This is a genomic window from Hymenobacter armeniacus (assembly GCF_014699055.1).
GTDB classification, from domain to species: domain Bacteria; phylum Bacteroidota; class Bacteroidia; order Cytophagales; family Hymenobacteraceae; genus Hymenobacter; species Hymenobacter armeniacus.
Map to the genome: position 1 here is coordinate 570,269 of NZ_JACXAC010000002.1, position 20,794 is coordinate 591,062.

The window sequence follows — 20,794 nt, forward strand, 5'->3', positions numbered from 1 at the left end:
ATGTTGCGAAAACTCCTCGCGGCCCTGCCGATACTTGTTTTGCTGCTGGCCGGCCCCGTGGCCCGCGCCCAGGAGCTGCTGGCCGAAGTGACGGTGACCACCGAAAACGTGACCATTTCGGACCCCACCATCGTCACGAGCATGCAGAAGGACATTCGCGAGTTTCTCAACAACCGCGCCTGGACCACCCAGACCTACCGCGACGCCGAGCGCATTCGCCTGCGCATGTTCATCGGCATCACCACCATCCCGCAGAACGGCACTTACAACTGCATCATGCGCCTGGTGTCGACGCGGCCGGTGTACGGCACGGGCTATGAAACCAACGTCATCAGCATCAACGACAAGAGTTTCAATTTCAACTACTCGCCGCAGATGTCGCTGCGCTTCTCGCCCAATAGCTTCGACTCCAACCTGTCGTCGCTGCTGAGCTACTACGCCTACCTGGTCATCGGCATCGACCGCGACACGTTTGGCAAGCTCGGGGGCACGCCGTACTACGAGCTGGCCCGCAACATCGTGAACTACTCGGCCAACCAGACCAGCACCAACGAGCCCGACGAAGGGTGGCGCGGCACGGGTTCGCGCGAGCGCCACTTCCTGCTCGACAACCTAACCGACCCGCAATTTGAAGCCGTGCGCACCGGCCTCTACAATTACTACCGTCTGGGCATGGACATCTTCATTGAAAAGCCGGAAGAGGCCCGCGCCTCGATGATGACCGCCCTCACCGGCATTCAGAAAGCCGCCATCACGCGGCCGGGCTCGCTGATTTTTCGGGCTTTTTTTGATGCCAAGGCCGAGGAAATTGCCAACGTCTTCCGCACCAGCCCGGACCAGTCGCAGAAGCAGCAGCTGGTGGCCATGCTTACCGAAGTCGACCCCGGCAATTCGGCCAAATACCAAACTGTGTTGAAGTAATAACCTGGAATTAGAACCAGAAAGAACGGTCATGCTGAGCTTGTCGAAGCATCTCTTTCGCAGCAAGTAATTCATTTACTAATGTGAGAAAAATGCTTCGACAAGCTCAGCGTGGCGGACAACTCGCTATCAGACGACTTTACAAAAGTTATGCTTGTCGATTTACGAATTAAAAATTACGCGCTGATTGAGCAGCTGGAGCTGCGTCCGTCCCCGCTGCTGAACATTATTACGGGCGAAACCGGCGCCGGCAAATCCATCATGCTGGGCGCCATTGGCCTGCTGCTGGGCAACCGCGCCGACTCGCGCATGCTGTTCGACACCGAGCGCAAATGCGTGATTGAAGGGCAGTTTGACATTGCCAACTACCAGCTGCAGGACATCTTCGACGCCGAAGATTTGGACTACGACACGCACTGCATTCTGCGGCGCGAAATCAGCCCCAACGGCAAGTCGCGCGCCTTCGTGAACGACACGCCCGTGACGCTGGACGCCCTGCGGAAAATCGGCGCCAACCTCATGGACATTCACTCGCAGCACGACACGCTGCTGCTGGGCGATGCCGTGTTTCAGCTCAATTTGCTGGACTTATTTGCCGGGCTGGTGCCGCAACGCACGCAGTACAGCAACGCCTTCCGGACCTATCGCAAGCTGGAAGCCGACCTCAATACGCTGGAAAGCCAGGCGGCGCAGGCCAGCAAGGAGCTGGACTACAATAGCTTTCTGCTGAATGAGCTGGAAGAGGCCCGCCTCGACAACGAGGACCAGGAGGCCTTGGAGCAGGAGGTGAAGCAGCTGGAGCACGCCGAGGAAATCAAGTACAAGCTGAGCCAGGCGCTGCACGGCCTGCGCGACAGCGAAAGCTGCGCCACCGGCACCATGAAGGAGGCCTCGGTGCTGCTGGGGCAGGTGGCCAGCTACGCCGACAACTTCAAGGAGCTGCGCGAGCGCCTGGAAAGCTGCCTAATCGAGCTACACGACATTGCCGACGAAGTGGAAGTGGCCGAGCGCCGCACCGAAGGCGACCCCGCCCGCGCCGAGGAGCTGCAGGACCGCCTCAACGTGCTCTACACGCTGCAGCGCAAGCACCAGGCCCGCGACCTGCCCGCCCTCATCACCGTGCGCGACGAGCTGCGCCAGAAAGTGAGCTCGGTACTGAATCTGGACAAGGAAATCAACCGCCTGCGCAAGGACTCGGACGCGGCCCTGGCGGCCGTGACCAAGCAAGGCGCCAAGCTGTCGGAAAGCCGCCGCAAGTCGTTCCCCAACTTTGAAAAGCAGCTGGGCCTGCTGCTGGCCGACCTCGGCATGCCGCACGCCCGCATTGTGGTGCAGAACTCGGTGGGCGCGCCCACGGCCAGCGGCATCGACGTGGTGAACATCCTCTTCACGGCCAACAAAGGCGCCCAGCCCCAGACCTTAAGCAAGGCCGCGTCGGGCGGGGAATTCTCGCGCCTGATGCTGTGCATCAAGTACATGCTGGCCGACAAGACGGCCTTGCCGACGATAGTGTTCGACGAAATTGACACCGGCATCAGCGGCGAGATTGCCGTGAAGGTGGGCCGCATGATGCAGCAGATGGCCCAAAAGCACCAATTGGTGGCCATTTCGCACCTGCCGCAAATGGCCGCGGCCGGCGACGTGCACTACTTCGTGTACAAGGAAGACCGCGCCGACCGCACGGTGAGCCGCATCCGCGAGCTGAACCAGGAGGACCGCATCAAGGAAATCGCGCACATGATTGCGGGCGCCAAACCCAGCGAAAACGCCTTCCAGAGCGCCCGCGAGCTGCTGGCGCTGCGGGGCGAAACGGTGAGCTAGAGTAGGAGGGCATGGGGGTAGGAGGGTAGGAAGGAATAGCTAACTTGCGCCGGGTTTGGCGGCCTGTGGCCCCTCGTACCCTCCTACCTGCATACTTTCTTACCCTTAAAAATCATGGCTAACAACCTCCTCGCCGGCAAAGTCGGCATCATTTCCGGCGCGCTCAACGACCAGTCCATTGCCTGGAAAGTGGCCCAGCGGGCGCACGCCGAAGGGGCGCGCTTTGTGCTCACCAACGCGCCGCTGGCCATGCGCATGGGCGAAATCAACAAGCTGAGCGAGGAGTGCAACGCGCCCATCATTCCGGCCGATGCTACCTCCACGGAAGAGCTGGAGGCGCTGTTTTCGGGCGCGCAGGAGAAGCTGGGCGGCAAGATTGACTTCGTGCTGCACAGCATTGGCATGAGCGCCAACATCCGCAAGAAGAAGCACTACGGCGAGCTGGACTACAAATTCTTTCAGCAGACCCTCGACGTGTCGGCCATGTCGCTGCACAAGATGCTGGCCGTGGCCGAGCGCCAGGACGCCTTCAACGAGTGGGGCTCGGTGGTGGCCCTGAGCTACATTGCCGCCCAGCGTGCCTTCCTCGACTACACCGACATGACGCAGGCCAAAGCCATGCTCGAAAGCATTGCCCGCAGCTACGGCCAGCGCCTGGGCAAGCTCAAGAAAGTGCGCGTAAACACGGTGTCGCAGTCGCCCACCAAAACCACGGCCGGCACCGGCATCACGGGCTTCGACGCCTTCTACAACTTCGCCGACATGATGTCGCCGCTGGGCAACGCCCCGGCCGAAGCCTGCGCCGACTACTGCATCTCGCTCTTCTCGGACCTGACCCGCTACGTAACCATGCAGAACCTGATGCACGACGGCGGCTTCAGCACCACCGGCATCTCGGCCGAGATTGTGGACGTGCTGACCAAAGTGTCGGGCATGCAGGAGTAGGGTTGACCGGTTGAAAAAGGAAAGCCCGACCGGTTGGTCGGGCTTTTTTGTTGGCGGAATTGTGAGCACGGTGTAGAGACGCAATATTTTGCGTCTCTACACCGTGCTGGTTTTAATAGAATAAGCGGTTCAGCAACAGCGAAACTTCGGTGTAGCTGCGCAGCTGGTTCAGTGCCACGCCGGCTTGCAGATTGTGCGGGAGGCCGTGCAGCAGGCGGCCTTGCCACTGCCAGGCGTCGGGCCAGCGGGTGGCCTGGGCACTCACGTACACGTTGAATGGCTCAGGCAGGGCGTTGAATTGCAGGCCGGCCGTGTAGCCGTAGCCCGAACGTTGGGCGGCCACTTCGTCTTGGATTGAGCGCCACTCGGCATAGCCGGCTCCTAGCAGAAACGTGGGCAGGCGCCTGCCTCCGATGAAGCCGGCGTTGAGGCCCAGCGTGGCCGTGTAGCTGTCGAAGGCGGTGTTGGCGCCGGGGGCTCGTAGCCGCTGGTAGTCCAGCGTTTCGGTGATATTGAGCGAGTGAAAGCGGTGGATGGCCGGCAGGCCGAGGCCAAGGTGGAGGGCGTGGTTGCGGGCAAAGTTGGTTTGGTAGCTGACGGATGGCGCGAGCGGCTGCCGGAACAGCCGGGGACCATAGAGCCTCAAGGTGCCGCCGAAAGGCGCGTAGTGCATGCCGCTGAACACGCCGACTTCAGCACGAGGCGGCCCGAAACGGCAGACGGGTAAAGGCTTCGGGTCGACCACCAGCCTAATGATAGAATTGCTGCCCGCGGCTACGCGCAGCCGCTGGGTGAGGTAGCCGATTGAGGAAACGGTAAGCGCCACGCTGTCGGGCTGGTTGGGCACCGTGAACGAAAAGTAGCCGTGCACATCGGACGACACACCGTTGGCGGTACCGCTTTGGAGCACAGTCACGCCGGGTAGTCCTTCATCAGATTTGGCGTCCACCACGCGGCCGGAAACGGTGGCTTGGGCAAAGGCTGCGGAAGAAAACAGGCAGGCGCAGAGCAGTAGGAGTAATCGCATAAAGGCAGCTTGAGGTAGTGAAACATCTTTTTGATGCAGCCCACAACCCAATTGCACACCGGGGAAGAAGAAAACGCCGCGTTCGGCCGGCAACGATTGCGCAAAAAACCGGCGGTTTCGGGCGCGGCGCCTGCTAGGTTTGCGGCTCCAACTTCCGCATTTCCATGAGGTATTTCCTGTTGTTGCTGCTGAGCAGCCTTTCGCTGGGCCGGGCGTTCGGCTATGATTTTGTGGTGGCCCAGGACGGCTCCGGCCGGTTCCGCACGGTGCAGGAGGCCTTCAACGCCGTGCCCGACTTCCGGAAGAAAGTCACCACCATTTTAATCAAAAAAGGCATTTACAAGGAGAAGCTGATTCTGGCCGGCTCCAAGCAATTCGTTCACCTCATTGGCGAAGACCGGGACCGCACCATTCTGACCTACGACGACTACAACCAGAAGAAAAACATCTTCGGCGAAGACAAAGGCACGTCGGGCTCGGCGAGCTGCTACATCTACGGCGGCGACTTTTCGGCCGAGAACCTGACGTTTCAGAACTCGTCGGGGCCGGTGGGGCAGGCCGTGGCCATGTGGGTTGATAGCGACAAAGCGTCGTTTGTGAACTGCCGCTTTCTGGGCTTTCAGGACACGCTGTACACGTATGGGCGCGGCAGCCGGCAGTTTTACAAGGGTTGCTACATCGAAGGCACGGTGGATTTCATCTTCGGCTCCAGCACGGCATGGTTCGAGGACTGCGAGATTTTCTGCAAGAAGGGCGGCTTCGTTACGGCGGCTTCTACGCCCGACACGGCCCGGTTTGGCTACGTGTTCAGCCGCTGCCGCATAGGGGGCGACGCGCCCGCGGGCAGCTTCGGGCTGGGCCGGCCCTGGCGGCCCTACGCCAAAACCGTGTACCTCAACTGCGAGCTGAGCGCCGTGATTCGGCCAGCCGGCTGGGACGCGTGGGATAAAGAATCGAACAAGAAAACGGCCTACTACGCCGAGTACCAAAGCCGCGGCCCCGGCGCGGCGCCCGACAAGCGCGCGCCGTGGTCGCACCAGCTCACCGAGGCCGAGGCTCGGCTCTACACCCGCGACACCGTGCTGCACGGCTGGAACCCCGAAGCCAAATAACCTACACCCCAAATGAAATTGCTGACCCTGGCCGCCGCGCTGCTCACCTGCTCCGCACACGCCCAAACCTCTCCCAAAACCGGCCCCATCACCGTGGCGCAAGATGGCACCGGCACCTACCGCACCGTGCAGGAAGCCGTAGACGCGGCGCCCAACCAGTCGCCGACTACCGTCACCATCCGCATCAAGAAGGGCACCTACCGCGAAAAGCTGGTGGTGCCCGCCGCCAAAACCCACCTGCGGCTGGTGGGCGACGACGCGGCGACCACCGTCATCACGTTCAACGACCACACGGGCGACGCGGCCGGGCACAACACCCAAACCTCGCACTCGGTGCTGGTGCAGGCGCCCGACTTCGCGGCCGAAAACTTGACCTTCGCGAACGACGCGGGCTACACCGCCGGCCAGGCCGTGGCCCTGCACGTGGAAGGCGACCGGGCCACCTTCCGCCGCTGCCGCATGGTGGGCAACCAAGACGTGCTGCTGCTGGCCACGGGCGGCACCCGCCAGTACTTCAAGGACTGCTACATCGAAGGCACCACCGACTTTATTTTCGGCGCCAGCACGGCCGTGTTCGACCATTGCACCATCAGGAGCAAGAAAAACTCGTTTATCACGGCGGCGTCCACGCCGGCCGGGCAGGCGTTTGGCTTCGTGTTCATGAAGTGCAAGCTGACCGCCGACACCGCGTTGGCCAAAAAGGTGAACCTGGGCCGGCCCTGGCGCCCTAATGCCAAGGTGGTGTACCTCAACACCGCCATGGGCGCCCACATTACGCCCACCGCCTGGGACAACTGGAAAAACCCCGAAAACGAAAAGACGGCCTATTTCGCCGAGTACAAATCGACCGGCCCGGGCGCTAACCCGAAAGCGCGGGTGGCGTGGTCGCACCAGCTCACCGCGGCAGAGGCCAAGCAGTACACGCTCAAAGCCATTTTCGCGGCTGGTGCGCCGTGGGTGCCGGTGCGGTAGTTGGGTAATGAAAAAAGAACGTCATGCAGCGCACAATGAAGCATGACGTTCTGTTCTTTTGCTTCTACTCAATACCCCTTGCTCAGCTCCACCAAATTCACCAGAGGCTGGCTGGTGCGCAGCCGCTGCAGGTTTTCGAGCAATACGTCGACTTTGCTTTCGTCTTCGAGGGCCTGTCCGCCGCCGGTGTGCTGGGTGAGCAGCACGTTGGGCAAGTGCCAGAGCGGGTTGTCGGCGGGCAGGGGCTCGATGGCCGTCACGTCGAGCACGGCGCCGCCGAGGTAGCCGGCTTGCAGCAGGCGCAACAGGGCGGGCTCGTCGGTGGTGTTGCCGCGGCCCACGCTGGCGTAGATGCTGCCCGGGCGCATGGCCTCAATCAACTCGGCCGAGAAAAAGCCCACGGCGCTGCCGGGCAGGGTGTTGATGACGATGTCGGTATCGGGCAGCACCGCTTGCAACTCTTCCTTGGTGTGCAACTGGGCCGAGGGGTCGGTGCGGGCCAGCAGCTGCACCTGGCACTCGAAGCCGCTGAGCTGCTGGCGCACGGCCACGCCAATGGCGCCGGCGCCCAGCACCACCACGCGCTTGCCGCGCAGCAGGCCGGCGCGGTTGCGCACAAAAGCGCCGCCCACCCATTTCCGCTGCGCTTGCAGCACGGCCAGCTCCGGCAGGTGGCGGTAGAGGGCCAGCAGGCCGCCCACCATGGTTTCGGCGCAGGGCCAGGCAAAGAAGTCGCCCATGTTGGCCACCGGAATGGACAGCTGCACCTGCCGGTAGCGCTCGAACCCGGCCGAGTCGATTTGCCAGAACTGCAGCTGGGGCGGGGCCCCGGCCGCAAACCAGGCCGGTGGCGGGTTGCCCATCAGCAAGTCAGCTTCCTGAAAAGCCGGAAACTGCTGCTCGGTGGGCAGGTCGTTGCAGAAAATGATTTCCAGGTCGGAGGGGGCCAACCGTTGCAGGTGCCCGCGCGCCGAAGCACTCAGCGGAGAAAAAACAAAAAGACGCATGCAGGAGCCGCGCAAGACGCGGCAAAATTGGGGGAACGCCCAAAACGTGAGCGGGCCGGCAAAGTTGCTGAGCAAATGGCGTACGTTTCATGAAGCCGGTCGACTCGTAGCGCGGGCTCGGTGGTCCGCGTTACAAGTCAACCGGCTCCAGAACGCGGCTAGCGGGCGCTTTCGTCGCCGTCTACGGGCGCGCTTTGCTGGTGCACCTGGGCGGCCACCAGCGGGTCGGGCATCACTTTGCTGAAGCCCACCTGCACGTTGTTCATCACGCCGGCAATGATGCGGCTTTCGCCGTTCATCAGGGCTTTGTAGCCTTCTTTGGCCACTTCGGCGGGCTCCATGCCCTGGCCTTCGGCCACGTTTTTGGCCTGCGTCATGTGGGCTTTGTTGAAGAAATCCGTCTTCGTGATGCCGGGCAGCAGGTTGGTGATGGTCACGTTCGAGTCCTTGTTTTCTTCCTGGATGGATTCGACAAAGGAGTTCACAAACGCCTTGGTGCCGTGGTACACGGCCTGCAGCGGCCCAGGCAGCTCGCCGGCAATGCTGCCCACAAACAGGATTTTGCCCTCGTTGCGGGCCTTGAATTCCTGCAGGTAGAGCTTGGCAAACACCACGTAGGCGCCAATGTTGAGCTGAATGATGTCCAGCTCCCGGTTGATGTCGGTGGTGTCGAAGGTGCCGTATTGGCCCTGGCCGGCGTCGTTCACCAGCACGTCAATCTGCAGGCCTTTCTGCTTGATTTCGTTGTACACCTCAAACGGTGCGTCGCGCTTGAACAGGTCTTTGGCGATGGTCGTGACTTCGACGCCGAATTGCTGGCGCAGCTCCGAGGCGGCCTGGTTGAGCAAGTCGGGCTCGAGGGCCACGAGCACGAGGTTGAATTTGTCTTGCGCGAAGCAGGTGGCCAGCTCGCGGCCAATGCCGCTGCTGGCGCCGGTGATGAGGGCGGTTTGGGTTGCCATAAAATGTGGAAAGGTTAGGAGGAAAGGAGTGTTTCCTAACGAGTCCGGTTTGGCAGAGGTTACCGCCGGAAGTGCCGCGGCGTGGCTACAGAGCCTCTAATTGCTGCTGCGCCTTGCGCGGCAGCTTGGCCCGCACGGTGCGGTAGGAGTGCCGGAGGTAGCGCTCCCACTGCGCGGGGCCGAGGCGGGCAATGTTGTCAATCGTGACCCAGCCGTAGCGGCCCAGGTGCTTGTTGGGGCTGAAGCCGGGGCTTTCGAGCAGGGTTTCCAGTTCCTCGGGCGGGGCGATGAAAGAGGCGGTTGACGGGACTTCATCGGGTGAGGTGCCGAGGTACATTTTGCCGCCCACGCTGAAGCACAGGTGCACGCCCCATTTCAGGTCCTCGGTGGTGCCGGGCAGGCGCAGGCAAAGGGCTTGCAGGTCTTCGATGGTCATAAAATAATTAGCCGAGCAAATCGCTGAAGTATCAGATTAAACGGATGAGATAATTTAAACTAAAATTGACTTGAAATTATAATTGAAGCCCAGATGCCCACAGGTATAAGCACTGGTAATACACTTAATAGGGTCTTTGAGCGGGCGTCTAATTCAGAAGACCAGAGCAAACTTTGCCCGAGTAATATTATTGGAATTGCAAAAAGCCAGAAGTATGGATTAACAGCCATTAAACTCCCAATTATAATGAGAACTGAGCCGCTGATGTGCTTTCTATTTCGTTTGCTCGATTCCATTATAAGAGGCACTTATTACAACCTCACTCAAAGCTAACAAATACCCTATCACGAAGCCGTATCCAGCACCTCGTCCCCGTCATCGGCCATCGTCTTCGCCAGTTTCTCAATATTTAAACTCCGGGCGGATGCGTCAAAAATTTCGCGGTAAGTGCCGTGGCGGGCGTAGAGTTCGTCGTGGGTGCCGCTTTCCACGAGGCGGCCTTTTTTCATGACGTGGATGCAGTCCGAATCCACGATTTGGGCGAGGCTGTGGGAGATGATGACCACCGTGCGGCCCTGCTTGATGGCGTCGAGCGAGTTTTTGATTTGCTCGGTGGCGATGGCGTCGAGGCTGGCGGTGGGCTCGTCGAGGAAGATGATGGGCGGGTTTTTAAGGAAAAGCCGGGCGATGGCGATGCGCTGCTGCTGGCCGCCGCTGAGCTGCTGGGCATCGGACTGGTACTGGCGGGGCAGGTCCAGAATCTGGTCGTGTAGGTATGCTTGCTTGGCGGCGGCTTCGATTTGGGCCTGGGTGGAGGTGAAGTCGCCGTAGCGGATGTTTTCTTCGATGGTGCCCTTGAAAATGTGGTTTTTCTGGAGGACCAGGCCGATGCGCTGGCGCAGGGCGTGGGTATCGTAGTCGGCCAGGGGGCGGCCGTCGAGCAGCATTTTGCCGGAGTCGGGGGCGTAGAACTTGCAGAGCAGGTTGATGATGGTGCTTTTGCCGGCGCCGCTGAGGCCGACGAGGGCGGTGGTTTTGCCTTCCTCGATGGTGAGGCAGACGTCGTGCAGGGCCTGGGTGCCGCTGGGGTAGGTGAAATCGACGTTGCAGATTTCGAAGGTGCCGCGCACGTCGGCCGGCTGCAGGGGGCCGGTTTCTTCGATGGCCGCGTCGGCGTCGAGGATGGCGAAGAAGCCTTCGGAGTAGGTGAGGGCCTCGTTCATCTCGTCGTAGATGCGGTGGAGCTGCCGGATGGGCGCCGACACGTTGTTGAAGAGCAAGATGTGGAACATGATGGCGCCAATGGAAATCTGGCGGTCGAGCACAAGGTAGGCGGTGAGGACGATGATGACGACCACGCCAATCTGCTCGACGAAGGTTTTGAGGCCGTCGTAGCGGAAGTTGGTTTTGCGCGTCACCAGCTGGGCGTTCACCAGCTTTTGCTGGGTGTCGGCCTGCTTGTTGGCCTCAAAGGCTTCGCGCACGAAGCTTTTGATGACCACAATCGAGTCGATGATGCTGATGAGGCCGTGGTTTTTCTCCTCGCGCAGCTTTTGCAGGCCGCGGCGCACGCCTTGCAGCCGGTCGGCCTGCCGGAAGCTCAGCCAGAAATACACCGGCAGGATGGCCAGCGCCACCGTTCCCACCCATTTGTTGGCCACGAACATCACCACCAAGGCCACAATGGCGTTGGCAAACAGCGGCAGGATGTCGATGAAGAAGTTTTGCACCAGCTTCATGAGGCTCTCCACGCCGCGGTCGATGCGGGTCTGGAGCTTGCCGGTCTGGTTGCCCTCGTCGGAGAAAAAGCCCAGCTCGTAGCTCAGAATCCGGCCCACGGCCGTCTGCGACAACGTGCTCGACACGTTGATGCGGATTTTCTCGCCGTAGTATTTCTGTCCGAAGGTGATGAAGGTGTTGATGACCTCCTTGCCCAGCAAGATGCCGCTCACCCAGGCCAGCATGGGCCAGCCGGCGGCCAGCGCCTCGTGCCGGTCGAGCAGGCCCTGCACGTTGTCGACGATGTAGCGCAGCACAAAGGGGTTGACCTGCGCGGCCAGCGAGCCCACCAGCGTGAGCAGCAGCGTGGCAATGACCAGCGGCCGGTAGGGCCGCACGAAGGGCAGCAGGCGTGTAATGATTTGCCAGAGACTCATCTAATCGAGGAAGGAGTGGAGCCGGTTAGACGAGGGGGGCGGGGGTGGGGTTGTTTTGGTGGTTTGTCGACTACCAAAGTGCGTTGGGCTTCCGTATACACGCGGCCATCCGGCTTCTCCTCATTGACGAGCCCGCTCCCATCTTTGCACCATGGATGCTACCTCCGCCACTACTTCAGCCCAGTCCTCACAGTCAATGACATCCCTGACGCGGGGCGACGGCAGCGTGTACCTCACCGTAGAGCGCAACCGCGCCGAGAACTGGATACACGCTCGGTGGTACGGCCGGCAAACGCTGGGCTCGGTCATGGACGGGGGCCTGACTTACGTTGATATGCTGCGCCAGGAACCCTGCCCGAAGCTGCTGAATGACCACCGCGACCTGGTGGGCGACTTTTCGGCCGCCAACGACTGGATTGAGCAGGTGTGGACGCCGCTCATTGTGAGCGCCGGGCTGCGCTACTTTGCCCAGGTGCTTTCGCCCGATATTTTTGGGCAACTGGCCATCGAAGACTTGCAGGTCCGCATCGGCGACCTGCTGCACATCCACTTATTCGACTCGCTCGAAAACGCCCAGCATTGGTTGCGCGGCCGGCCTTAGGTCCGCTGCGACCAGGCCCTCGCTCTGGCGCGGGTACGCTGCACGAAAGCCGCGCCAGCAGGATGGAAACCACAGCTGAGCCCCGGGAGTGCTTTATTGGTGAAACGCCCACCTTTCCTCGCCGTAAAGTCAGGGCCTCTTCTGCCTGACTGCCATGGAAAAAACCATTCTCCCGACGCCCAGCACCGGCGAGCCGCTGAACCGCGTGGACGGCCGCCTGAAAGTAACCGGCCAGGCCCGCTACGCTGCCGAGCACGCAGTGAAGGACTGCGTGCACGGCGTGCTGGTGTGCAGCGCCATTGCCCGCGGCCGCATCAAGCGGCTCGACGTGGCCGCGGCCGAAAAAGCGCCCGGCGTGCTCAGCATCGTCTCGCACCTGAACGCGCCCAACGTGCCCGGCTACCAGGACGCCAAAGCCAGCAACAACCCGCGGGTGGAAGGGCAGGAAATCAAAGTGTTCTACGACGACCAGGTGCATTTCAGCAACCAGCCCGTGGCGCTGACCGTGGCCGAAACGCTGGAGCAGGCCCGCTACGCGGCCTCGCTGGTGTGCGTGGAGTACGACGCGGCCCCGCACCAGACCAACCTGGCCGCGAGCCTCAGCAAAAACGAGGCCCCAAAGAAGGAAAAAGACCACCTGCGCGGCCAGCCCGACGCCTACAAAACTGCCCCGGTGCACATCGAGGCCGAATACCGCACGCCCATGCAGGTGCACAACCCCCTGGAGATGCACGCCGTGATTGCGCTGTGGGAAGGCGACAAGCTGACGGTGTACACCAAGACGCAGGGCCCCAAACTGGCCCAACAGGACCTAATGCGCATGTTTCAGCTGCCGGCCGAGAGCGTGCGGGTGCATTCGCAGTTTGTGGGCGGGGCGTTTGGGGGCTCGTCGCGCATCTGGCCGCCGGAAGTGGCGGCCATTCTCGGGGCGAAGCAGGTGGGCCGGCCGGTGAAGCTGATGAACCGGCGCGAGCACGAGTTCAACCTGGTGGGCTACCGGCCGCTGTCGATGCAGAAAATAGGGCTGGGCGCCACGCCCGACGGCACGCTGGTGGGCATCACGCACCGGGCCTACGGCAACACCTCGCGCCACGAGCAGTTTGCCGAGCGCATCGTGCACCCCACCAAATCGGCCTACCGCACCCCCAACCTCGACACCAACTACCGCCTCGTGCCGCTCGACCTGAGCACGCCCGCCTGGACGCGCGGCCCCGGCGAAACCAGCGGCTCTTTCGCCCTCGAATCGGCGATGGACGAGCTGGCCGTGGCCCTGAACCTGGACCCGCTGGCCCTGCGCCTGAAAAACTACGCCGACCGCGACCCCGAAAACGACAAGCCCTGGAGCAGCAAGCACCTGCGCCAATGCTACGAGCGCGGCGCGGCGCTCTTCGGCTGGGCCAAGCGCCCGCTGGCGCCGCGCACCTTGCGCCACGGCGAGTGGCTGGTGGGCTGGGGCATGAGCACGGGCATCTACAAAGCCGAGCGCAGCCCCGCCACGGCACACGCCCGCCTGCAGCCCGACGGCTCCCTCGTCATCCAAAGCGCCACCGCCGACACGGGGCCCGGCACCGCCACCATCATGACCCAGATTGCGGCCGATGCCAGCGGCGTGCCCGCGGCCAACATTCGCTTCGACCTGGGCGACGCGGCCTACCCGGAAGCGCCGCTGCAGGCCGGCTCGCACACGGCCACGTCGGTGGGCTCGGCGGTGCACGAGGTGTGCGCGGCGCTGAAAAAGCAGCTGCTGGACCTGGCGCTAAGCGTGCCCGGCAACGCCTTGGGCAAGGTAAAACCCGAGGAGTTGACGGCGGAAAACGGCTTCGTTGTCTCAACCAAGAAAAACCGTCGCCTGAGCTTCGGCGAGGTGCTGAAGCAGCATGGGCTGCCGGCGCTGAAGGTGACCCAGAAAGCCGAGAAGGCGCCGGAAATGGAGCAGTATTCCGGCAAATCGTTTTGCGCCAATTTCGTGGAAGTGCAGGTGCACCCGCTCACCGGCGAGGTGCGCGTGAGCCGGGTGGTGTCGGTGGTGGACGCGGGGCGGGTGCTGAACGCCAAAACGGCCCGCAGCCAGGTGCTGGGTTCGGTGGTGTGGGGCATTGGGCTGGCCCTGATGGAGGAGGCCCGCCTCGACCACCGCTACGGCCGCGTGGTGAACCACGACCTGGCCGACTACCACGTGCCCGTGAACGCCGACATTCCCAGCATCGAAGTCGAATTCATCAACGAGCCCGACCCGCTGCTCGACCCCATGGGCGCCAAAGGCTTGGGCGAAATCGGCCTGGTGGGCTTCAGCGCCGCGGTGGCCAACGCGGTGTGCCACGCCACCGGCAAGCGCGTGCGCGAGCTGCCCATCACCCCCGACAAGCTGCTGCCGGCCCCCAAAGGGGCCTGACGGGTTTATTTTTGGCCATGAACGTGCAAACCGCTTACAACGCCTGGGCCGACACGTACGACACGGTCGCCAACCGAACCCGCGACCTGGAAGCCGTGGCCATCCGGCAGCTGCTGGCCGAGGTGCCGTTTTCGGAAGTAATCGAGCTGGGCTGCGGCACGGGCAAGAACACCGAGTGGCTGGCCGCCAAAGCCGCGCAGGTCACGGCCGTGGATTTTTCGGCCGAGATGCTGGCCCGCGCCCAGGCCAAACTGGCCAGCGCCAACGTGCGCTTTCAGCCCGCCGACGTGACGCAGCCGTGGCGCTGGGCGCCGCCCGCCGTCGACCTCGTGACGTGCAGCCTCATGCTGGAGCACATCCCGGACCTAAGCGCCGTGTTTCAGCAGTGCGGCCGCGCGCTCAGGCCCAGCGGCCTGCTGTACGTGGGCGAGCTGCACCCCTTCAAGCAGTACCTGGGCAGCAAGGCCCGTTACTTGGCCGATGGCACCGAGGTGACGGTGGAATGCCACACGCACCACCTATCCGACTACCTGGCCGCCGCGCTGGCCCACGGCCTGCAGTGCGTTGAGCTGCGCGAGTTTTTCGACGCGGATGACTGCCGCGGCGTGCCACGCATCATCAGCTTTCTGTTTCAGAAAAAAGCCTGAGCCGGTGGAGAAATGCCTCGTAAAAACCTGCTTGCACAGCATTGAGGGGCCTTTTGTTCGGTAAGCAGGGGAGGGGCGTTGCGGTATTTTTCCGCAAACGTTTTCATAGATAAATCGGTGAGTTTCCTTGCTTTCCGGTTTGGGATGCCAATACCTTTAATCGCGCTACTGCTGCATCCGGCCCCTCTGCACGGCCACGCACCGTAGCGGAAACTACCCTGGGAACGGGCCCTGGCCCCGCCGAACTGGCCCGCCGCGCGGGCCCCGGAATTCCCGTGCCGGCCGCGCCCGTAACTGCCGGCCCCTGCGCTGCTTTTCACCCCAACTCCCACCCTGTTTATGAAGCGACTGCTATCCCTTTTCGCGCTGAGCTGGCTCGTGCTGCGCGCAGCCTCCGGCCAAACCATTTCGCCCTACCTGGCGGGCCAAAACGCCTGGCTGCCCACGGCGCTGGGCACGCAGGTGTTCAACGGGCAGCTCGATAAATTGTGGCCCTTGGTGAAGCAGTCGAAGGTGCGCATGGTACGCATCGGCGGCAACGGGGTGAACTCCAACCTGGTCACCAACGCCCAATACATTGCCCTGATTGACTCCATTCGCCGCATCGGGGCCGAGCCCATGGTGCAGGTGTCGGAGGGCCGCGGGCGCTTCACGGCGGCGCAAGCCGCGCAGGTGGTGCAGCACGTCAACATCACGATGGGGCGCAACATCAAGTACTGGATTATCGGCAACGAGCCCGACCTGGCGTCGCAGCCTAACCCGGTGAGCATTGCGGGCGTGGAGGCGTACATCAAATCCTTTGCTTCGGCCATGAAGGCCGTGGACCCCAGCATCCTCATCGTGGGCCCCGAAAATGCGTCTTACGGCGGGGGCTACTTCCCCGCGCTGGTGGGCGGCGCCAACGACATCACCGGCACCGACGCCAACGGGCGCTACTACGTCGACGTCATTTCCTTCCACACCTACCCCTTCAACGGCACCCAGACCCGGGCTGGCGTAATAGGCGGCACCACCAACCTGACCAACAACGTGGTGAATCTGCTGGGCCTGATGGCCGCCGCGAACGCCAAAAACAACCGCACCGGCGCCAACGCCCTGCGCTGGGCCCTCACCGAGTTCAACGTGGACTACGCCAACCCCGGTAACAACACCGTGGAAGGCGTGGGCGTGCACTCGTTCCTGAACGGGCAGTTTTGGGCCGAGGTGTTTGGCGTGGGCATGAAGTACGAAGCCGTGTCGATGCAGCCCTGGTCCATACACGAGGGCAGCGGTGCCCGCGGCGCCGGCGACTTGGGCTACATCGACGGCGGCACGGCGGCCACGTTCAAGCCTCGCTCGGCCTTCTGGCACGAGATGCTGGTGTCGGAAAACCTGCACGGCACCAACCTCAACGCCACCGACAACCAGGCCCTGGTGAAAGTGCTCAGCAGCACCGACAACGGTACCACGGCCGTGATGCTGCTGAACGAAAGCGACGTGGACGACTACGATTTCACGGTGCAGCTCGACAACACGGCCATTGCGGGCGCCAGCGCGCTTAAGGTCAACGTGCCGGCGGGCATCAACACCGCGTACTCGAACCGGCTCTACGCGCAGTCGACGCTGGTGCTGCTGTTCAATGCCCAGGGCCAGCTCACGCGCAAAATCATCTACTCGCTGCAGCACGCCCAGCAGACGTTGCCGCCTACCTATCTCGGTTCCAACCAGAGCTACACGCAACTGGCGTTTTCGGCCGATAAAACCTTCAGCTGCATCGCGCCCGAAGCCGTGACATACACGGCCGCCGTGCTGGGCGGCTACACCACCCTGGACTGGAACTTCGGCGCGGGCGCCACGCCGGCCACGGCCAGCGGCAAAGGCCCCTTTGCCGTGACCTACGCCACCACCGGCCCCAAAGACGTGACCTTGACGCTGGTGAACCCCGACACGACCATCGTGCTGAGCAAGCCGGCCTACGTGCAGGTGAGCGCCTGCGTGCGAACCCCTTACAACGGTACGCCGGCCGTGATTCCGGGCGTGGTGAAGGCCGTGGAATACGATTTCGGCGGCCAGGGCGCGGCGTATAACGACTCGGACGTGGCCAACCGCGGGGCGGCCGTGGACCCCACCGTGCCCCGCCCCAATGAAGCCGTGGACACCGAAAACGGCGACGCCGGCTACGGCAACGTGGGTTACTCGGCCAGCGGCGAGTGGCTGAAATACTCCGTCAACATCCTGCGCAGCGGCCTCTACAAAGTCACCGTGCGGGTATCGACGGGGGCCACCTCCACGGGCTCGCTGCGGCTGTCGGTGAACGACGTGGACCGAACGGGCGTGGTGGCCGTGCCGGCCACCGGGGGCTTTGGCAACTACCAGGACCTGGTTATCAATAACGTGTATCTGGCAGCCGACCCCAATGCCACGCTCAAGTTCGACATCGTGAGCGCCAGTCTCAATTTCTCCAAGCTCACCTTCGAGGAGCAGCCCATGACGGGCATTGTGGTGAACCGCACCTACAACGAGGCCGCTTCCGTGTTCGACGGCAGCAAAGACGCCGTGGAGCTGCTGGTGGTGAAGGACCACCTCGACATCCGCGGGCTGATTGTGAAGGACTTCGAGAGCAACCTCACCACCGACAACGGCGGCAAGTTTCAGTTCAAGGACAACGCTTTGTGGAAGGACCTGCGCATTGGCACCACCATCGTGCTGCGCCGCCTGGTGTCGGACGTGGCGGGCTACGCAGAAGACCTGAACCCGGCCGATTTCAAGCTCGACCTCTTCCTGGAAAACACCACCTACCTCGACGCACTGGGCAGCGCCGGCCAGAATTTCAACATCACGGGCACCGACATGGTGCTGCTGAAAACCGGCGCCCCCACCGGCACCGACAACGCCGTGCACGCCCTGGCCAGCAACAACGGCGGCAGCCCGGTGTCGGCCTTCTACACCGCCGTGGCCGGGCCCAAGCTCACGTATAGCACCACGCTGCCGGCGGGCTCGTTCCTATACCCCACTAACCCGGCCCAGAGCACGGCCGACTACAACGGCACGGCCGTGGCCGCGTCGAGCAGCGCCAGCCGCAACTGGGGCGACGGCTTCGGGGCCAACAACATCAGCTACATTCTGACTCTGCGCGGGCTGGCCAATCCGGCCCCGCCCGTGGTGGTGAACCGCATCTACAACGGCTCGAACGACGGCACCGGCAACCTCGACGCCGTGGAGCTGCTGGTGGTGCAGGACCACGTGGACATGCGCGGGATGATTGTGAAGGATTTCGAAACCAACGGCACGGCCGACACCGGCGGCAAGTACCAGTTCACCAACACCGCCTTCTGGGCCGATGTGCGCAGCGGCACCACCGTGGTGCTGCGCCAGCTGGCCGGCCCTGCCGGCTACGTGCAGGACACTGACGCTTCGGATTACACCGTGGACCTGCTGCTCGGCAACACCACCTACCTCAGCAACGTGGGCGGCGGCAACGTCTTCAACATCACGCAGTACGACATGGTGATGGTGAAAGCGGCCGGTTCGGGCGCGGCGGGCCTCGCGGGCTCTCTCCACGCGTTTGCCACCCGCGGGGCCATTGCCGGGGCCGGCGGCGTCGTCACGGCCAACTACCAGGCCATAGTGGGCTACAAGATGGCCGCGCCGGACCTGGACAACGGCGGCAGCCCGAGCAAATTTGTCTACCCCCTGAACCCGACCCAGACCCTGGCCGACTACAACGGCACGGGCAAAGCCAACGCCTCGGGCAGCACTGCTCTCAACTGGGGCTTCGGCTTCGGCACGCCCAACATCACCTACATCCAGTCCCTGCGCAACGCTCTCATTGGCCCCGATTTGGTGGTGCTGAACGGCCAGAGCATGGGCGCCGGCGGCAGCTACAACAGCATCACGGTGCAGAGCGGCGGCACGCTCACGCTGCAGCTGGGCACCACGGTGGCCACCTCGGTGCGGGTGCTCACGGGCGGACGGCTCATCACCAACTGCGCAGTGCTGGGCGGCGCGGGCAGCTTCGAGCTGCAGGCCGGCGCCGAGCTGCACATCTGCGACCCGGCCGGCATTGCCGCCACCGGGGCCACGGGCGCCATCCAGCTCACCGGCCCGCGCTCGTTCTCCGCCGATGCCGTGTACACCTACAACGGCATCGCACCGCAAGTAACCGGCGCCGGCCTGCCCGCCACCGTGCGCAGCCTCACCGTGAACAACACGGCCGCCCTGAGCACCGACCGCACCCTCGCCCTGAGCCAGCCGCTGAGCGTGGCCCAGGTGGCCCGCTTGCAAAGCGGCAACCTCGCCACTGGCGGCCAGGCCTTCACGCTGCTGTCGACGGCGGCCGGCACGGCCCTGCTCGACAACACCGGCGGCGTGGTGACCGGCGCCGGCACCATGCAACGCGCCATCACCAGCACCGTGACCGGGCCGGCCTACCGCCACTACAGCTCGCCGGTGGCCGGCGCGCCCCTCAGCAGTGTGGGCACGCTGGGCTTCGCGCCCACCTTTAACACCGGCTACAACACCAGCGGCACGCCCGGCGCCGTGGTGCCCTTCCCCACGGTGTTTGGCTACGATGAAAGCCGCATTGCCACCGCGGCCTCCAACCTCGGAGCCTTCGACAAAGGCTGGTTCTCGCCCGGCAGCGGCGCCGACCTTATGCAGCCCAGCCGCGGCTACAGCGTGAATGCGCCCGCCTCGGCCCAGCCCGTGGCCTTCACGGGCACGTTCAACAATGCCGCGCAGACCTCCGGCGCCCTCAGCCGCGGCACGGATGCCGATGCCGGCTGGCAGCTGCTCGGCAACCCGTACCCGGCGCCGCTGGACTGGAGCACCGTGACGCCCGCCCAGCGCCCCGGCATGGACGCCGCCATGTACGTGTACCAGAGCACCGGCCAATACGCCGGCACCTACCGCAGCTACGCCAATGGCGTGGGCGCCTCCCCGCTGATTGTGGCTGGCTCGGGCTATTTCGCCCGCGTGTTGGCCCCCGGCACGCCCGGCGCCGTGAACCTGACCAACGCCAACCGCGTCACCGCCTTCGGCCCGCAGCCGGCCTTCGGCCGCGGCACCGTGGATGCCCGCCCGCTGCTGCGCCTCGCCCTGAGCGGCGCCGGCTTGCAGGACGATGCCTACGTGTACTTCGAGCAAGGCGCCACAGCCGGCGTCGATGCCGAATTTGACGCCACCAAGCTGCCCAATCCGGCCGGGCTGGACCTGGCCGCCCTGGCCGGCAGCACGCCGCTGGCCATCAACGGGCTGGCGCTGCTGGGTGCGGCCGAAGTGGTGGTGCCGCTCAGCGTGCGCGTGCCGCAGGCCGGTACCTACGCCTTCGCGGTGGCCGATTTGAGCAATTTTGGCTCGGCCCGCGTGTACCTGCGCGATGCCCTGACGGGAACCCAGCAGCTGCTGGTGGCCGGCGGCAGCTACTCCGTGGCGCTGGCGGCGGGCGCGGCCAACGGGCGCTTCAGCCTGGCGTTCGGCGCGGCCACGGTTACGGCTTCTAAAGCCGAGTTGGCCGCCGATGCCGTGAGCGTGTACCCGAACCCGGCCCGCACCAGCTTCACGGTGCTGCTGCCGCCGCTGGCGGGCCAGCGCGAGGTGCGGGCCACCTTGTTCAACGCACTGGGCCAGGCGGTGCTCGTGCGCACCATTGGGCTGAATGCGGCCGGGGCCAGCGCCGAGTTCCGCACCGCCGGCCTGGCCGCCGGCGTGTACTCGCTGCGTCTGCAGGCCGACACCCAACTGCTGACCAAGCGCGTGGTGCTGGAATAGCGCGCTTAGTAAGGCCGGTCAGGTCACCTGAAAAAAGGCCCGCTCCT

14 protein-coding genes are annotated in these 20,794 nt (G+C 63.6%); 9 read left to right on the plus strand and 5 right to left on the minus strand.

Annotated elements, in window-relative coordinates; translation table 11 throughout:
* The 3 genes from porD (at position 1) to IC234_RS06875 (ending at position 3,687) form a co-directional block, all read left to right on the plus strand.
* On the plus strand, positions 1 to 921 hold the full coding sequence (gene porD, locus IC234_RS06865) for a type IX secretion system protein PorD (RefSeq protein WP_190923109.1): 921 nt from the start codon (positions 1 to 3) through the stop codon (positions 919 to 921).
* A 150-nt stretch (positions 922 to 1,071) separates the two neighbouring features.
* The gene (recN, locus tag IC234_RS06870) at positions 1,072 to 2,742 is read left to right on the plus strand and encodes a DNA repair protein RecN (RefSeq protein ID WP_190923110.1); all 1,671 of its coding nucleotides are present in this window, start codon (positions 1,072 to 1,074) and stop codon (positions 2,740 to 2,742) included.
* A 114-nt stretch (positions 2,743 to 2,856) separates the two neighbouring features.
* Positions 2,857 to 3,687 carry an enoyl-ACP reductase FabI gene (locus IC234_RS06875; protein ID WP_190923111.1) on the plus strand — a complete coding sequence of 277 codons (831 nt, stop codon included), beginning with the start codon at positions 2,857 to 2,859 and terminating at the stop codon, positions 3,685 to 3,687.
* A gap of 112 nt (positions 3,688 to 3,799) precedes the next feature.
* On the opposite strand, the gene IC234_RS06880 is transcribed toward IC234_RS06875, so the two are convergent.
* Entirely contained in the window at positions 3,800 to 4,714 is a 915-nt protein-coding gene (locus IC234_RS06880; protein ID WP_190923112.1) for a carboxypeptidase-like regulatory domain-containing protein, read from the minus strand.
* A gap of 164 nt (positions 4,715 to 4,878) precedes the next feature.
* Between IC234_RS06880 and IC234_RS06885 the strand changes: the two genes are divergently transcribed.
* Positions 4,879 to 5,826, plus strand: coding sequence for a pectinesterase family protein (locus IC234_RS06885; protein WP_190923113.1), 948 nt, complete (start codon positions 4,879 to 4,881; stop codon positions 5,824 to 5,826).
* 12 nt (positions 5,827 to 5,838) lie between these two features.
* Entirely contained in the window at positions 5,839 to 6,798 is a 960-nt protein-coding gene (locus IC234_RS06890; RefSeq protein ID WP_190923114.1) for a pectinesterase family protein, read from the plus strand.
* Between the two features lie 68 nt (positions 6,799 to 6,866).
* On the opposite strand, the gene IC234_RS06895 is transcribed toward IC234_RS06890, so the two are convergent.
* From IC234_RS06895 to IC234_RS06910, 4 genes are all read right to left on the minus strand, one after another.
* Complete coding sequence (locus tag IC234_RS06895) at positions 6,867 to 7,805, minus strand: D-2-hydroxyacid dehydrogenase (RefSeq protein ID WP_190923115.1); 939 nt, start codon at positions 7,803 to 7,805, stop codon at positions 6,867 to 6,869.
* Between the two features lie 158 nt (positions 7,806 to 7,963).
* Positions 7,964 to 8,767 carry an SDR family NAD(P)-dependent oxidoreductase gene (locus IC234_RS06900; protein ID WP_190923116.1) on the minus strand — a complete coding sequence of 268 codons (804 nt, stop codon included), beginning with the start codon at positions 8,765 to 8,767 and terminating at the stop codon, positions 7,964 to 7,966.
* An 85-nt stretch (positions 8,768 to 8,852) separates the two neighbouring features.
* A complete protein-coding gene (locus IC234_RS06905; protein WP_190923117.1) occupies positions 8,853 to 9,203 on the minus strand; it encodes an MmcQ/YjbR family DNA-binding protein in 351 nt (116 codons plus the stop codon).
* 344 nt (positions 9,204 to 9,547) lie between these two features.
* Positions 9,548 to 11,359, minus strand: a complete 1,812-nt coding sequence (locus IC234_RS06910) for an ABC transporter ATP-binding protein (RefSeq protein ID WP_190923118.1) — start codon at positions 11,357 to 11,359, stop codon at positions 9,548 to 9,550.
* Between the two features lie 151 nt (positions 11,360 to 11,510).
* Here IC234_RS06910 and IC234_RS06915 point away from each other — a divergent pair, with 151 nt between their 5' ends.
* The 4 genes from IC234_RS06915 to IC234_RS06930 all read left to right on the plus strand — a co-directional run bounded on the left by IC234_RS06915 (position 11,511) and on the right by IC234_RS06930 (position 20,747).
* On the plus strand, positions 11,511 to 11,960 hold the full coding sequence (locus IC234_RS06915; protein ID WP_190923119.1) for a hypothetical protein: 450 nt from the start codon (positions 11,511 to 11,513) through the stop codon (positions 11,958 to 11,960).
* A 154-nt stretch (positions 11,961 to 12,114) separates the two neighbouring features.
* Entirely contained in the window at positions 12,115 to 14,352 is a 2,238-nt protein-coding gene (locus tag IC234_RS06920; RefSeq protein ID WP_190923120.1) for a xanthine dehydrogenase family protein molybdopterin-binding subunit, read from the plus strand.
* 17 nt (positions 14,353 to 14,369) lie between these two features.
* Positions 14,370 to 14,999 (plus strand): class I SAM-dependent methyltransferase, encoded by a 630-nt coding sequence (locus IC234_RS06925; RefSeq protein ID WP_190923121.1) that lies wholly within the window; start codon positions 14,370 to 14,372, stop codon positions 14,997 to 14,999.
* 339 nt (positions 15,000 to 15,338) lie between these two features.
* Positions 15,339 to 20,747, plus strand: coding sequence for a carbohydrate-binding protein (locus IC234_RS06930; RefSeq protein WP_190923122.1), 5,409 nt, complete (start codon positions 15,339 to 15,341; stop codon positions 20,745 to 20,747).
* The last annotated feature ends 47 nt before the right edge of the window (positions 20,748 to 20,794 follow it).

Coding starts and splice junctions, on each gene's coding strand:
- porD (WP_190923109.1), top strand. CDS start 1: ATGTTGCGAAAACTCCTCGCGGCCCTGCCGATACTTGTTTTGCTGCTG.
- recN (WP_190923110.1), top strand. CDS start 1,072: ATGCTTGTCGATTTACGAATTAAAAATTACGCGCTGATTGAGCAGCTG.
- IC234_RS06875 (WP_190923111.1), top strand. CDS start 2,857: ATGGCTAACAACCTCCTCGCCGGCAAAGTCGGCATCATTTCCGGCGCG.
- IC234_RS06880 (WP_190923112.1), bottom strand. CDS start 4,714: ATGCGATTACTCCTACTGCTCTGCGCCTGCCTGTTTTCTTCCGCAGCC.
- IC234_RS06885 (WP_190923113.1), top strand. CDS start 4,879: ATGAGGTATTTCCTGTTGTTGCTGCTGAGCAGCCTTTCGCTGGGCCGG.
- IC234_RS06890 (WP_190923114.1), top strand. CDS start 5,839: ATGAAATTGCTGACCCTGGCCGCCGCGCTGCTCACCTGCTCCGCACAC.
- IC234_RS06895 (WP_190923115.1), bottom strand. CDS start 7,805: ATGCGTCTTTTTGTTTTTTCTCCGCTGAGTGCTTCGGCGCGCGGGCAC.
- IC234_RS06900 (WP_190923116.1), bottom strand. CDS start 8,767: ATGGCAACCCAAACCGCCCTCATCACCGGCGCCAGCAGCGGCATTGGC.
- IC234_RS06905 (WP_190923117.1), bottom strand. CDS start 9,203: ATGACCATCGAAGACCTGCAAGCCCTTTGCCTGCGCCTGCCCGGCACC.
- IC234_RS06910 (WP_190923118.1), bottom strand. CDS start 11,359: ATGAGTCTCTGGCAAATCATTACACGCCTGCTGCCCTTCGTGCGGCCC.
- IC234_RS06915 (WP_190923119.1), top strand. CDS start 11,511: ATGGATGCTACCTCCGCCACTACTTCAGCCCAGTCCTCACAGTCAATG.
- IC234_RS06920 (WP_190923120.1), top strand. CDS start 12,115: ATGGAAAAAACCATTCTCCCGACGCCCAGCACCGGCGAGCCGCTGAAC.
- IC234_RS06925 (WP_190923121.1), top strand. CDS start 14,370: ATGAACGTGCAAACCGCTTACAACGCCTGGGCCGACACGTACGACACG.
- IC234_RS06930 (WP_190923122.1), top strand. CDS start 15,339: ATGAAGCGACTGCTATCCCTTTTCGCGCTGAGCTGGCTCGTGCTGCGC.